The following is a 13,371-nucleotide window of genomic DNA, read 5'->3' as shown; positions in this document are numbered from 1 at the left end:
AGTACCCCCGAAGGGGCCTTTCCGCTCGACTTGCATGTGTTAAGCACGCCGCCAGCGTTCGTCCTGAGCCAGGATCAAACTCTCCATTAAGGCCACACGACAACCCGGGAGCGAACCCAGGCTGCCAAACCTTGAAGAAAATCCCAGCAATGCGATCCAAGGATCGCTTGCCTCAAAGAAATCCCCAACCATGACCCGAAAGTCACAGCCACGGGGAGACCAGGCACACAGCCTGATCTATAAAGGCACTGGCTTTTAACACGCTGTTGAGTTCTCAAGAAACGGACACCCACCGCGCCGAACCCCCGCTTTCGCGGCGGCTGACTCCGGGGCAACTCTTCAAACTTACTTGATTCAACTCCCTTGTCAAACTGACCCTGGCGAAGGATCGATGTGACTCGAGAGACGGAATCAGTTCCCACACGACGGCGCGGCAGATCCAAGATCTGTAGCTCGTCCTGTAGGAGTGCCCATCGGGTCGGCCACCTTGCGGTGTCCTGCACCCCGTTCCGGGCTGACCAGGCCATCGTACATCAGCCCGAGCGACGCTCGAACCGGTTTTTCCGATCTGGACTCCCCGGGGCCGTCCGCCTTGCGGCGTCCCGCATCCCTCGGGGCACGGATGACATTAAGCGCGCCCATCCAAAGCGTCAAATCGAGGCCCTCGACTCCCCCTGATCACGCGCGCGACTTTCGTCTCCCCTGTGGACGAGCCCGCATCGAGAACCAGAAACTTCGCAGGTCACGCACTACGTGTGCCACTTCACATTGCGGTACGGTTCGCTCAGCCGCGCCCGCGACGGCTGTCAGGAGAGGGGATCCGTTGAACACTTCGGCGGAGCGACGGGTCGTCGCGGCCACCATGGGCCCCACGATTCACGACGTTCATGCCTGGCGTTTCACGGTGGCGCCGGGAGCCATCGAGGTGCTGGCGGATCCGGCGCGGTTGCGGCCCCGGCACGACCCGGCCGGGCGAGGGCTCCATCTCAGTTGCGGCGCCGCACTGGTCAATCTGCGGCTCGCCGCCGCCCAGCTCGGCCACGAGGCGGTCGTGCGCCTGCTCCCGGACGCCGAGCGTCCCACGCTCCTGGCCACCGTACGGTTGGCGGGGCGTCATCGGGTGACGCGCGCGGAGCGCCTGCTGTTCGCCGCGACTCTCAAGCCGTTCGCGGCGCGCAGGCCCGCCGCCGGCGGTCCGCCGCCGCTTCCGGTGCTCAACGAGCTGGGCGAGGCCGCCCGCCTCGAAGGCGCCACGCTGCACACCCTCGGCCCGGCCGGCGCGGACGTGCGGCCGGCCGTGCTCACCACGCGCGGGTCCTCCCCCGCCGAATGGCTCAGGGCGGGCCAGGCTCTCCAGCGAGTGCTGCTGACCGGCGTGGCCCGCTCGGTCTCGGCGTCTTTCAGGTACGACGTCACCGACGTTCCGGCCCTCGAGCACGGCGACGTTCCCCAGGTGGTGCTCGAGCTGGTCTCGACGGCCCTACCGCCGCGGGCGGAAGGCCGACAGCACGAACGACAGGGTGACCCGGACCGGGTCGGGTAGCTTCTCCGCCCGCGCCGCGAGCTCCCCGGGCGGCACGTGGTGCGCGCTCGGGCCCATGCCCACGAGCGTCAGCACGTCGGCGCGGCCCAGCTCGACCTCGTACTCCAGGGCCTCCCGGCCGTCCGGCTCGAAGTGGCCGCCGAGAGCGTGCTCCATGCGCTCGCCCTTCTCCCCGTCGACCGAGAGCAGCCCGAGCGGCTCGACGAGCGCGTCCAGGTGGCGTGCCGAGGGAGTCAGGACGTGGAGTGCTCCGCCGGGGCGCAGCACCCGCCGGAACTCCGCCGCGTTGCGGGGCGCGAACACGTTGATGATCGTGTCCATGCTCGCGCTCCGCACGGGCAACGTCCGCCACAGGTCGGCCACGGCGGCGCCGGCGCGCGGATGGGCGCGCGCGGCACGCCGCGCCGCGTACTTGGAGATGTCCAGCGCCAGGCCCACCGCGTCCGGCCGCACTTCCAGGACGGCGGCCAGGTAGTAGCCGGTCCCCGCGCCCGCGTCGAGCACGCGCCCGCCGTCGGCCCGCCCTGCGAGGGCCTGCGCCGCCGGGGCGAAGTGCCCGGCGCCGAGGAAGGCCTCGCGGGCCCGGACCATCTCGGCGGTGTCGGCGGTCCCGGTGCGCGCGTCGCCCGGCAGAAGGTTCGCGTAGCCCTGCTTGGCGATGTCGAAGGAGTGCCGGGACGGGCAGCGCAGCGCGCGTTCCTCCAGCACGAGATCGGTCCCGCACAGCGGGCACATCAGGTGTTCGACGACGTCTGCCAGCACCCGTCCATCATCGGCCACCCCGCCGCCCCGATGAACGACCACCACGGCCCTGTGGCGGCGGCCGTTGGGCGGTCGGGCCGGGCTGGCGGCGGTCAGGCGCCGATGCGGCTGCGGACGTCGTCCATGTCGAGGCCGCGGACCTGCTCGATCACGTTCTCCAGCACCTGCTCGGGCAGCGCGCCCGGCTCGGCGAAGACGATCACGCCGTCGCGGATCGCCATGAGCGTCGGGATCGAGGCGATCTTGAATCGCTCGGCGAGCTCCGGCTCGGCCTCGGTGTCGACCTTGGCGAACGTGATGTCCTCGTGCTTCCCGGCGGACTTCTCGAACACCGGTGCGAATCGACGGCACGGGCCGCACCAGGCCGCCCAGAAGTCCACCAGGACGATGCCCTCGCCCTGGGCCACATCGTCGAAGCTGTCCGCGGTCAGTGTGACCGTCGCCATGTCGTTTTCTCCTCGGTCGGGGTATCAGGTCCTAGAGCGGTGCACGGCTCCGGAGTATTCCGCAACTGGGAATCACGAGGCTGTAATGAGCGTTCTCCTCCTAGGGAGATCGCACCGGAGAAGGGTCAGGATGGCTGCAACCCGTACCAAGGGTGACAGGGTCGACACCCCCGACAAGGACCTCGTCGGGGCGTACCTCGACCGGATCGGCCGTACCCCGCTGCTCGACGCGGTGGCGGAGGTCGATCTGGCGAAGGCGATCGAAGGGGGACTGTACGCCGAACAGCTGCTCGAGCAGGGGACGCCGCACGAGGGCGTGACCCGGGACGAGCTCGAGGAGCTGGTCGAGGCGGGCCTGCGGGCCAAGCAGCGCTTCGTCGAGGCCAACCTGCGCCTCGTCGTCTCGATCGCGCGCAAGTACCCCACCGACTCGTTGCCCCTTATCGACCTCATTCAAGAAGGCAACCTTGGCTTGATGCGCGCGGTGGAGAAGTTCGACTACCGCCGCGGATTCAAGTTCTCGACATACGCGACGTGGTGGATCCGGCAGGCCATCGGGCGGGGCCTGAGCCACACCGCCCGGACCATCCGGCTGCCCGTGCACGTGGAGGAGGAGCTCTCCCGGCTGCGGCGCGCCGAACGGCAGCTCAGCCGTGAGCTGGGCCGCGAGGCCACCCGCGAGGAGCTGGCCGAGGCCGTGGGCGCCGAGCCCGAGCACGTCGACGAGCTCCTGCGCTGGCGGCGCGACCCGGCCAGCCTGGACGCGACGGTGGACGACGCCGGCGAGACGTCCATGGGCGACCTGCTGGAGGACCCGGACGCGGTCACGCCCGAGGCCGAGGTCATGGCCCTGGACGACATCGAGGGCCTGGGCCGCCTCCTCGAACGGCTGCCGGAGCGCGAGGCGGCGATCCTGCGGGCCCGGTTCGGCATGGACAGCGGCCAGCCCCTCTCGTACGCCCAGATCGGCGCCCGTTACGGCCTGAGCCACAACCGGGTGCGGCAGATCACCGACCGTTCGCTGCGGCGCCTGCGGCAGCTGGCGGGCGAGGCGGACCTGACCGGGAGGCGCGCCGCTCTGCTCACGGCCGAGGCCGTGAGCAGCAAGGCGGCCTGACCCCGCCGGCGATCCCCCGCACGACCATGGACGGCGGTCCCTACCGGGGCCGCCGTTCGCCTGTCTCGCGCGGATGGCGGGTGTACGCGGCGCCCGGTGGCATAGCCTCGGGCCTGACACGGAGGGCGTCCCAACCATGGGACGATTCCGGGCGTCCAATCAGACAAGCGCATCACCTACCAGTGCAGGTACTACTCGATGGCCACAGACTTCATGGGGGAGCTCGACGCGTGGCGCGCCCTCCCCGCCCTCCAGCAGCCCGAATGGGACTCGCCCGCCGAGCTGGCGGCGGCCGCCGCCGAGCTGGCCAGGCAGCCTCCGCTCGTCTTCGCGGGTGAGTGCGACCAGCTCAAGGAACGCCTGGCGGAGGTCGCCAGGGGCGAGGCGTTCGTGCTGCAGGGCGGCGACTGCGCCGAGACGTTCGAGGGGTCCAACGCCGACGCGGTCAAGAACAAGCTCAAGACCCTGCTGCAGATGGCGGTCGTGCTCACGTACGCCGCCAGCGTGCCGGTGGTCAAGATCGGCCGGATGGCCGGGCAGTACGCCAAGCCCCGTTCCAAGCCGACCGAGGTGCGGGGCGGCGTGGAGCTGCCGGCGTACCGGGGCGACGCGGTCAACGGGTTCGACTTCGACGCGGACTCGCGGCGCAACGACCCGTGGCGGCTGCTCAAGGCCTACCACGCCTCGGCGGTCACGCTGAACCTGTGCCGCGCGTTCACCAAGGGCGGTTACGCCGACCTTCGGCAGGTGCACGCCTGGAACCAGGACTTCGTCGCGCAGAGCCCCGCGGGCCGCCGGTACGAGCAGCTCGCCGGGGAGATCGACCGCGCGCTGACGTTCATGAAGGCCTGCGGGGCCAACCCCGACGAGTTCCACAGCGTGGAGTTCTACTCCAGCCACGAGGCGCTGCTGCTGGAGTACGAGCGGGCGATGACCCGCATCGACCACCTCAGCGGCCTGCCCTACGACGTGTCGGCGCACTTCGTGTGGATCGGTGAGCGCACCCGGCAGCTGGACGGGGCGCACGTGGACTTCCTGAGCCGCATCCGCAACCCGATCGGCGTGAAGCTGGGCCCGACGACCTCCGCCGACGACGCGCTGGCGCTGATCGACAGGCTCAACCCCGAGGGCGAGCCGGGCCGGCTCACGTTCGTCACCCGGATGGGCGCGGGCAAGATCCGCGACGCGCTGCCGCCGCTGATCGAGAAGGTCACGCGCAGCGGCGCCCCGGTGGCGTGGATCTGCGACCCGATGCACGGCAACACCTGGGAGGCGGCGAGCGGCCACAAGACGCGGCGCCTGGACGACGTGCTGGACGAGGTCGCCGGTTTCTTCGAGGTGCACCGGGCGCTCGGGACGCACCCGGGCGGCATCCACATCGAGTTCACCGGCGACGACGTGACCGAGTGCGTCGGAGGCGGCACCGTGATCAACGAGGACGACCTGCACCAGCGGTACGAGACCGCGTGTGACCCGCGTCTCAACCGCGGCCAGTCCCTCGACCTGGCGTTCATGGTGGCCGAGCTCTACCGCAAGACCACCTGACCCGACCTGGCCGGCGCGTCGCGGCCCCTGGTCCTGAGCCGCACGGCTCGGGGTCGGGGGCCGCCGCCGTCAGACGGAGACCTCCGCCCAGACGACCTTGCCGCCGGTGACCGGCTCGGCCCCCCAGGAGCTGGAGAAACGGTCGACGATGAACAGCCCGCGATGGGACTCGTCCAGCGGGCCCGGAACGGTGAGCCGCGGCATCTGGGTGGCGCGGTCGCGCACCTCGACCCGGACCCGGCCCGATCCGCGCAGCAGCCGCAGCTCCAGCGCGGTGCCGGCGTGCAGGACGGCGTTGGCGACGAGCTCGGCCACGATCGCGGTGACCAGCTCCTCCCGGTCGATCAGCGACCAGGCGCGCATCGTGCGCGCGGCGAGGCGTCGCGCGTATTCGACGGCCTCGGTCTGCGGGGCTGCTCGGAGCGTGGTCTCGGTCATGTCGTCCGCCACTATCGGCCCGGGGATCCGTCGGTCGCGGTGCCGCCGATCAGGAATCGATCGAGGCCCGTGGTGCGCAGAACGTTCTCGACCCGGCCGTAGGCACCGGTGACGGTGAGGGTCGCGTTCTGGGCACGAGCGTGTTTGTAGGCGCGGACCAGGACGTTGAGGCCGGAGGAGTCACAGAAGTCCACCGCGGTGAGATCGACGATCACCTCTCGCTCTCCCGCGTCCACGAGCTCGGTCAGCCGCGCCCGCAACTCGTCGGACGAGTGCAGGTCGATGGAGCCGCGCGCGGCTATCGTCGCGCGGCCGTCCTGTCGAGTCGTGTGCAAGGCAAGCCCCACGCCACCCCACCTTACTGATTGCTGAGTCTCATCATGACGCCCGGAGAACTATCAGGGCAACGTCGTCGTTCGACGGCTCGGGCCCGAAGTCCCGCACCGCCCGCTGGATACGGGCCGCCACGGCGCCCGCGCTGAGGCCGGTGCACCCGGCCAGAAGGCGTTCGAGGCCGTGCCCGTCGCCGAGCAGGCGGGCGCCGGCCCGCCGCTCGGTGACGCCGTCGGTGACGCACAGCAGCACCTGTCCGGGACGCAGGTCCACCGTGTCGGTATGGAAGTCGACCTCGTCGAAGACGCCGAGCAGCGGCTGCGGCGAGGCCACGTCGCGGACCGAGCCGTCGGGGTCGAGCACCAGGGGCGGGGGGTGACCGGCACTGGTCAGCCTGATCGTGACGCCGTCGCGGCGCGGCCGCGGCTTGATCTCGCCGTGCAGGAGCGTCAGCAGCCGCCCGCGCTCGCCCTCGCCGAGGATGAGCCGGTTGAGGCGGGCGATCACGTCCGGGACCGACATCTCCTCGGCGGCCAGGATCCGCAGTGCGTGCCGGGCCAGGCCGGTGACGGCGGCGGCCTCCGGGCCGGTGCCGCACACGTCGCCGATCGCGAACCGCCAGCGGGACGCCGAGGGCGGCGCGGTGCCGTGCCCGGGGAACGGGTCGTCGGCGCGCGCGGTGGTCTCGAAGACGTCGTAGAAGTCGCCGCCGACCTCGCTGCCCTCCCCCGCCGGCTCGTAGACCACGGCGACCTCGAGGCCCGGGATGTCGGGGACCCCGGGCGGCAGCAGGCTGCGCTGCAGGGCGCTGCTCATCGCGGTCTGGGCGGAGTAGAGGCGGGCGTTGTCGACGGCCAGGGCGGCGCGCCGGCTCAGCTCCTCGGCGAGCTCGATGGCGCTGCGCGGGAACCGGTCGCCGTGCGGGCGGCCGATGACGATCGTGCCGATCCGGCGCCCGCGGGCGATCAGCGGGAACGCGTACGCCTGGTCGGCGGCGGTGGCCCCGGCGGCGGCGCGGACGTCGGGCGGGGCGGTGGTGAGGCCGTGCCAGGGCCCCGGCGCGTCCATGGACGGCGCCAGGTCGGCGTGCTCGAGCAGGTCGCGGAGCCCGTCGGCCTGGGTCTCGTCGGCGTGCCAGACGTAGGCCAGCCCGGACGGATCGCCCTCGCCGCCGGTGTAGACGGCGCACCACTGGGCGAGCCGCGGGACCACCAGCTGGGCGACGAGCGCCATGGTGCGCTCCTGGTCGAGGGTGCCGGCCAGGAGGTCGCTCGCCTCGGCGACGAAGCTCAGCCAGCCCCGCCAGGACCGTTCCAGCTCCCCGATCCTGGCCTTTTCGAGGGTGAGCGCCGTCTCGTCGGCGATCCGGCCGATCCGCACGCCGTCGGGCTCGGTGAAACGCCCGGACTCGCCGGATACGGCCACGATCAGCCCGGTGAAGCGGCCCTGCGCCTCGATCGGCGCGGCGGCCACGGACCGGGCGCGCAGCGCGGCCGCGATCGGGTCGGCCGAGTCGCTCGACACCCAGGGCCCGCCGCGGACCGCGGGGCCCAGGCTGGCAAGCGAGAGATCACCGAACGCCAGCTCGTCGGGCAGCCCCGACGAGGCGCCCATGACCAGGCTCCCGTCGCGTTCGGTCAGCAGGACGGCGGCGGCCTCGGCCCCCAGCGCGTCCCGTACGGCCGTGAGAGCGTCCTCGAGCGCCTCCAGGGCGGCCGGGGACCGCAGCACCCGGTCGCCGGCCACGGGCATCTCCTGGCCGGGACGCGGCACGCCCGCGGTGGCGGCCGCCATGGCACCGGTGCCCATGCCCATCCCCATGCCGGCGTCCAGGCCGCCGCCCGCCGGTCCGGCGGCTCGCCGCGCGGCCTCCGAGCGTTCGATCATGGCGTCGGCCGTACGGGCGCCGCCCGGGCCGGAGCCTGGGGCGGAACCGTCGCGGCGGACGTCCGCCGCGCCGAGGTCGATGACGTCCTGCGCGGGGTGGGGGCCCTGCTCGGCCGTACGCGCCGCCTCAGTGACCCCCTGCTCCTCGCCGGGGCCCGCGAAGGCGGCCGGCGCACCGTTGACGCCGCCGTTGGCCATGCCGTTGACGCTGGGCTGCGGCAGCCGGAACCACACGCCCTTGGTGCGGCCCTCGTAGGTGACGCCCCAGGAGGCGGCCAGCCGGGCGATGGACGGCAGCCCGCGGCCACTGGAGGCGTTGAGGCCGGGCATGGCGATGCCGCGGGTGGGATGTAGATCACGTACTTCGACCTGGATCTGGCCGTCGGCCAACCGGCAGGCGACCTCGAACGAGGTGCCGGCGTAGGTGACCGCGTTGGTGGCCAGCTCGCTGGTGGCCAGAACGGCGTCGTCGGAGGCCTCGTCCATGCCCCACTCGGCCAGGGTGCGCCGGACGAAGCGGCGGGCGTCCGCCACCGAGGTCGCGGCGGACGGGAAGGTGGCCGAGACCGCCTGCCGTTCCAACGTCGTCGTCCTCACCTCGAACCGGATGTACGCCAATCCTGGCTATCGTGACAGACCTGCCGACCACTCGGCCAGGCTCGCGCGGGCGAGCCCTGGCGTAGGGGTGGGGCACCCGGCACGGGGGCCGGGCCGACGCGGTCGTGAACGCCACGACTCGACAGACCGTAACACGAAGACTACAGGCGCGACCGGGCGGGTCTGGAGTGCCCGCACGCCCTCCGCCGGGGGGATACGGTGCCCGGCAGCAGGGATCTCCGAGCTGTGGCGACGTAGAGTACAGATACGGGCCTGATGCGGTGTCCTGGTCCCCGGGCACCCCGATTCGCGGGCCAGGAGGATGAAGAGCATGCCGCGTAACGAGCTTCGCCCTCACCGCGAGGGCAGGTCGTCCGCCGACACGACGCCGCGCTACAGCGACGCCGATCTCGAGCCGCTGCTGCGGGCGCTGAGCGCCGTGCGCGACGGCAGGCTCGACGCGGACATGGAGGTCGGGGGCGAGGGCGCCGTGGCCCGGGCGGGGGCGCTCCTGGGGGAGATCGCCGAGAACGCCGCGCATCTGTCCTCCGGGCTGGGCCGCGTCCGCCGGGAGATCGGCCAGGGACACCTCCAGGGACGCATCACGCTCGGCGCGCAGAAGGGCGCCTGGTCCTCGACCATCGAGGACGCCAACGCGAGCCTGGAGAAGCTGACCGACCTGGCCACCGGCATGTTCGACGTGGTGGAGGCGGTGGCGGCCGGCGACCTCACCCGCCGCATGGAGCTGCGCGTGCACGGCCGGCCGATGCGGGGCGAGCTGCTGCGCATGGCCAAGTCGGTCAACGGCATGGTCGATCTGCTCGACCGGTTCACCTGGGAGGTGACCCAGTTCGCCCGCGAGGTCGGCACCGAGGGCCGCCTGGGCGGGCAGGCGCCGGTGCGCGGCACGTCCGGCCGCTGGCGGGACGTGACGGCGGCCGTGAACGCGATGGCGGGCCGCCTGACCTCCCAGGTCCGCGACATCGCCGAGGTGACGACCGCGGTGGCCAAGGGTGACCTGACCCGCAAGGTGACGGTCGAGGCGTCCGGTGAGCTCCAGGAGCTGAAGCTCACCGTCAACACGATGGTCGACCAGCTGTCGGCGTTCGCCGACGAGGTGACCCGGGTCGCCCGCGAGGTCGGCACCGAGGGCCAGCTGGGCGGCCAGGCCAACGTGCGGGGCGTCAGCGGGGTCTGGAAGGACCTGACCGACAACGTCAACGCGATGGCCAACAACCTGACGTCCCAGGTGCGCAACATCGCCCAGGTCACCACCGCGGTGGCCGAGGGCGACCTGGGCAAGAAGATCACCGTCGACGCGCAGGGCGAGATCCTCCAGCTCAAGCTGACCGTCAACCAGATGGTCGAGACGTTGTCGGCGTTCGCCGACGAGGTCACCCGCGTCGCCCGCGAGGTCGGCACCGAAGGCCGCCTGGGCGGCCAGGCCCGCGTCCCCGGCGTCAGCGGCGTCTGGAAGGACCTGACCAGCAACGTCAACGGCATGGCGTCCAACCTGACCTACCAGGTCCGCAACATCGCCCAGGTCACCACGGCCGTGGCCGAGGGCAACCTGACCAAGAAGATCACCGTCGACGCGCAGGGCGAGATCCTGGAGGTGAAGGACACCGTCAACCAGATGGTGGACACGCTCTCGGCGTTCGCCGACGAGGTCACCCGCGTCGCCCGCGAGGTCGGCACCGAAGGCCGCCTGGGCGGCCAGGCCCGCGTCCCCGGCGTCAGCGGGGTGTGGGAGGACCTGACCAACAACGTCAACTCGATGGCCAACAACCTCACCACCCAGGTGCGCAACATCGCCCAGGTCACCACCGCGGTCGCGGAGGGCGACCTGGGCAAGAAGATCACCGTCGACGCGCAGGGCGAGATCCTCCAGCTCAAGGACACCATCAACACGATGGTCGACACGCTCTCGGCGTTCGCCGACGAGGTCACCCGCGTCGCCCGCGAGGTCGGCACCGAGGGGCGCCTGGGCGGCCAGGCGGTCGTGCCCGGCGCGGGCGGCACGTGGAAGGTCCTGACCGACAACGTCAACGGCATGGCGTCCAACCTGACCTACCAGGTCCGCAACATCGCCCAGGTGGCGACCGCGGTCGCGCACGGCGACCTGACCCGGCGCATCGACGTCGACGCCCAGGGCGAGATCCTCGAGCTGAAGACCACGCTCAACACCATGGTCGACACGCTCTCCTCGTTCGCCTCCGAGGTCACCCGTGTGGCCCGCGAGGTGGGCAGCGAGGGCCGCCTGGGCGGCCAGGCCGAGGTGGAGGGCGTGTCCGGCACCTGGAAGCGGCTGACCGAGAGCGTCAACGAGCTGGCCGGCAACCTCACCACCCAGGTGCGGGCGATCGGCGAGGTGGCCAGCGCGGTCGCCCGCGGCGACCTGACCCGCAACATCGCGGTCGAGGCGCGCGGCGAGGTCGCCGAGCTCACCGACAACATCAACCTCATGGTCGCGACGCTGCGCGAGAGCACCCGCGCCAACGAGGAGCAGGACTGGCTCAAGACCAACCTGGCCCGGATCGGCGGGCTCATGCAGGGCCACCGCGACCTCATGCAGGTCGCCGAGCTGATCATGACCGAGCTCACGCCCACCGCCAGCGCCCAGTACGGCGCGTTCTACCTGGCCGAGCATGCCGCCGAGGAGACCGAGCTGGCGCTCATCGCCGGCTACGGCGTCAAGAAGGGCCGCACCGGGCGGCTGCGGTTCGCGCTGGGCGAGGGCCTGGTCGGGCAGGCCGCGCTCGAACGCCGGACGATCCTGATCACCGACGCGCCGGCCGGCTACGTCAAGATCGGATCGGGGCTCGGCGAGGCCGCCCCGGTCAACATCATCGTGCTGCCGATCATCTTCGAGGACGCGGTGCTGGGCGCGATCGAGCTCGCCTCGTTCAGCCGGTTCAGCGACGTGCACCTGGCGTTCTTCAGCCAGCTGATCGAGACCATCGGCGTCACGCTCAACGCGATCAGCGCCAACACCCGCACCGAGGCGCTGCTCTCCGAGTCCCAGCGGCTGGCGCAGGAGCTGCAGGAACGGTCCGACGAGCTGCAGCGCCAGCAGGGCGAGCTTCGCCACTCCAACACCGAGCTGGAGGAGAAGGCCGCCCTCCTGGCCCAGCAGAACCGCGCGATCGAGATCCAGAACTTCCAGATCGAGCAGGCGCGGCGCACGCTGGAGGAGCGCGCCGAGCAGCTGGCCATCTCCTCGCGCTACAAGTCCGAGTTCCTGGCCAACATGTCGCACGAGCTGCGCACGCCGCTCAACAGCCTGCTGGTGCTGGCCAAGCTGCTGTCGGAGAACCCCGGCGGCAACCTCACCGACAAGCAGGTCGAGTTCGCCAAGACCATCCACGAGTCCGGCACCGACCTGCTGGAGCTGATCAACGACATCCTCGACCTGGCCAAGGTCGAGGCGGGCAAGATGGACCTGCATCCGCAGCGGCTGCCGGTGTCCAGCCTGGTCGACTACGTCGAGGCCACGTTCCGGCCGCTGGCGATCGACAAGGGCCTGGAGTTCGACGTCCACGTGGCGCCGCAGGTCCCGGCCACCCTCAACACCGACGAGCAGCGGCTCCAGCAGGTGCTGCGCAACCTGCTGTCGAACGCGGTCAAGTTCACCTCCAACGGCGAGGTGGAGCTGCGCATCGAGCGGGCGGGCGACATCGACTTCACGCTGCCCGCCCTCTGGGACACGCCGGACGTGATCGCGTTCCGCGTGGTCGACACCGGCATCGGCATCAGCGAGGACAAGCTCCAGATCATCTTCGAGGCGTTCCAGCAGGCCGATGGGACCACCAGCCGCCGCTACGGCGGCACCGGGCTCGGCCTGTCGATCAGCCGCAACATCGCGCGGCTGCTCGGCGGCGAGATCCACGCGGCGAGCGAGCTGAGCCAGGGCAGCGTGTTCACGCTCTACCTGCCCGCCCAGTACACCGAGCCGGACGGCCGGCGCCGGACGGGCATGCCGCTGGACGAGCCGGTGCCCACCGGCAACGGGATGTCCGCCGGCCTGACGAGCGGCGTGGCCAGGGCGATCGCCGACGGCGGCGGGTCGCGGGCGGGCTCCGGCCTGCCGCCGATGATCGGCGCGGGCCAGGGGGAGCCGGGCCTGCCCATCGACGACCCGGGCAAGGCGTCGCGCACCGGCGAGCCCGAGCCGACGCTGACCGGGCTGCTGGACGAGCCGCCCGCCGACTTCCTCGACACCGTCCTGTCGGGCCGCAAGGTCCTGATCGTGGACGACGACGTGCGCAACGTCTTCGCCCTGACCAGCGTTCTCGAGGGGTACGGGATGGACGTCCTGTACGCCGAGGACGGCCAGGCCGGGATCGACGTCCTGCACCGCAATCCCGACGTCGCGCTGGTCCTGATGGACGTGATGATGCCGGGCCTCGACGGTTACGCGACGACGGCGGCGATCCGTGAGATGCCGCAGTTCGCCGAGTTGCCCATCGTGGTGATCACCGCCAAGGTGATGAAGGGCGACCGGGAGAAGAGCCTGGCGTCGGGGGCCTCGGACTACGTGCCCAAGCCGGTCGACGTCGATCATCTCCTGGACGTGATGAGGAACTGGCTGCAACCCTCGACCGTCCGCTAGGAAGAAGGGCAGGGACGCGCGGATGATGGGGACCGCCGCGGACGACCGGACCATGCCCGGGACGCCGGGCAGCAGGGCAGGGACACGAATC

General features: G+C 71.5%; 9 protein-coding genes and 1 rRNA gene. 4 read left to right on the top strand and 6 right to left on the bottom strand.

The features are described from left to right. A 16S ribosomal RNA gene (locus tag ABZ810_RS38550) occupies positions 1 to 90 on the bottom strand; the annotation flags it as partial. A gap of 733 nt (positions 91 to 823) precedes the next feature. Here ABZ810_RS38550 and ABZ810_RS38545 point away from each other — a divergent pair. After that, on the top strand, positions 824 to 1,543 hold the full coding sequence (locus tag ABZ810_RS38545; protein WP_358411843.1) for a hypothetical protein: 720 nt from the start codon (positions 824 to 826) through the stop codon (positions 1,541 to 1,543). Here ABZ810_RS38545 and ABZ810_RS38540 read toward each other — a convergent pair. Together ABZ810_RS38540 and trxA are read right to left on the bottom strand one after the other, a co-directional pair. After that, positions 1,481 to 2,305 (bottom strand): putative RNA methyltransferase, encoded by an 825-nt coding sequence (locus ABZ810_RS38540; protein ID WP_358411841.1) that lies wholly within the window; start codon positions 2,303 to 2,305, stop codon positions 1,481 to 1,483. The two genes, ABZ810_RS38545 and ABZ810_RS38540, sit on opposite strands and share 63 nt — an antisense overlap. Positions 2,306 to 2,397: 92 nt before the next feature. Beyond that, entirely contained in the window at positions 2,398 to 2,751 is a 354-nt protein-coding gene (gene trxA / locus ABZ810_RS38535; RefSeq protein WP_358411839.1) for a thioredoxin, read from the bottom strand. Between the two features lie 130 nt (positions 2,752 to 2,881). Between trxA and ABZ810_RS38530 the strand changes: the two genes are divergently transcribed. Continuing rightward, positions 2,882 to 3,868 (top strand): sigma-70 family RNA polymerase sigma factor, encoded by a 987-nt coding sequence (locus ABZ810_RS38530; protein WP_358411837.1) that lies wholly within the window; start codon positions 2,882 to 2,884, stop codon positions 3,866 to 3,868. Positions 3,869 to 4,066: 198 nt separating this feature from the next. Then, on the top strand, positions 4,067 to 5,413 hold the full coding sequence (locus ABZ810_RS38525; protein WP_358411835.1) for a class II 3-deoxy-7-phosphoheptulonate synthase: 1,347 nt from the start codon (positions 4,067 to 4,069) through the stop codon (positions 5,411 to 5,413). A 69-nt stretch (positions 5,414 to 5,482) separates the two neighbouring features. On the opposite strand, the gene ABZ810_RS38520 is transcribed toward ABZ810_RS38525, so the two are convergent. The 3 genes from ABZ810_RS38520 to ABZ810_RS38510 are packed head-to-tail and all read right to left on the bottom strand — an operon-like array spanning position 5,483 to position 8,689. Further along, positions 5,483 to 5,851 (bottom strand): ATP-binding protein, encoded by a 369-nt coding sequence (locus ABZ810_RS38520; protein WP_358411833.1) that lies wholly within the window; start codon positions 5,849 to 5,851, stop codon positions 5,483 to 5,485. Positions 5,852 to 5,862: 11 nt separating this feature from the next. After that, complete coding sequence (locus ABZ810_RS38515; protein ID WP_358411831.1) at positions 5,863 to 6,198, bottom strand: STAS domain-containing protein; 336 nt, start codon at positions 6,196 to 6,198, stop codon at positions 5,863 to 5,865. A gap of 31 nt (positions 6,199 to 6,229) precedes the next feature. Continuing rightward, positions 6,230 to 8,689: a SpoIIE family protein phosphatase gene (locus ABZ810_RS38510; RefSeq protein WP_358411830.1), complete on the bottom strand. Its 2,460-nt coding sequence runs from the start codon at positions 8,687 to 8,689 to the stop codon at positions 6,230 to 6,232. A gap of 310 nt (positions 8,690 to 8,999) precedes the next feature. Between ABZ810_RS38510 and ABZ810_RS38505 the strand changes: the two genes are divergently transcribed. Further along, on the top strand, positions 9,000 to 13,280 hold the full coding sequence (locus tag ABZ810_RS38505) for a HAMP domain-containing protein (RefSeq protein ID WP_358411828.1): 4,281 nt from the start codon (positions 9,000 to 9,002) through the stop codon (positions 13,278 to 13,280). Positions 13,281 to 13,371 lie beyond the last annotated feature (91 nt).

The sequence above is a fragment of the Spirillospora sp. NPDC047279 genome, from assembly GCF_040643285.1.
In the GTDB taxonomy this organism is placed as follows: Bacteria; Actinomycetota; Actinomycetes; order Streptosporangiales; family Streptosporangiaceae; genus Spirillospora.
This window is presented reverse-complemented; position numbering and strand designations above follow the sequence as displayed.

Bases quoted from the DNA above. Each gene is read 5' to 3' on its own strand.
- trxA (WP_358411839.1), bottom strand. From the start codon at position 2,751: ATGGCGACGGTCACACTGACCGCGGACAGCTTCGACGATGTGGCCCAG.
- ABZ810_RS38520 (WP_358411833.1), bottom strand. From the start codon at position 5,851: ATGACCGAGACCACGCTCCGAGCAGCCCCGCAGACCGAGGCCGTCGAA.
- ABZ810_RS38530 (WP_358411837.1), top strand. From the start codon at position 2,882: ATGGCTGCAACCCGTACCAAGGGTGACAGGGTCGACACCCCCGACAAG.
- ABZ810_RS38525 (WP_358411835.1), top strand. From the start codon at position 4,067: ATGGCCACAGACTTCATGGGGGAGCTCGACGCGTGGCGCGCCCTCCCC.
- ABZ810_RS38505 (WP_358411828.1), top strand. From the start codon at position 9,000: ATGCCGCGTAACGAGCTTCGCCCTCACCGCGAGGGCAGGTCGTCCGCC.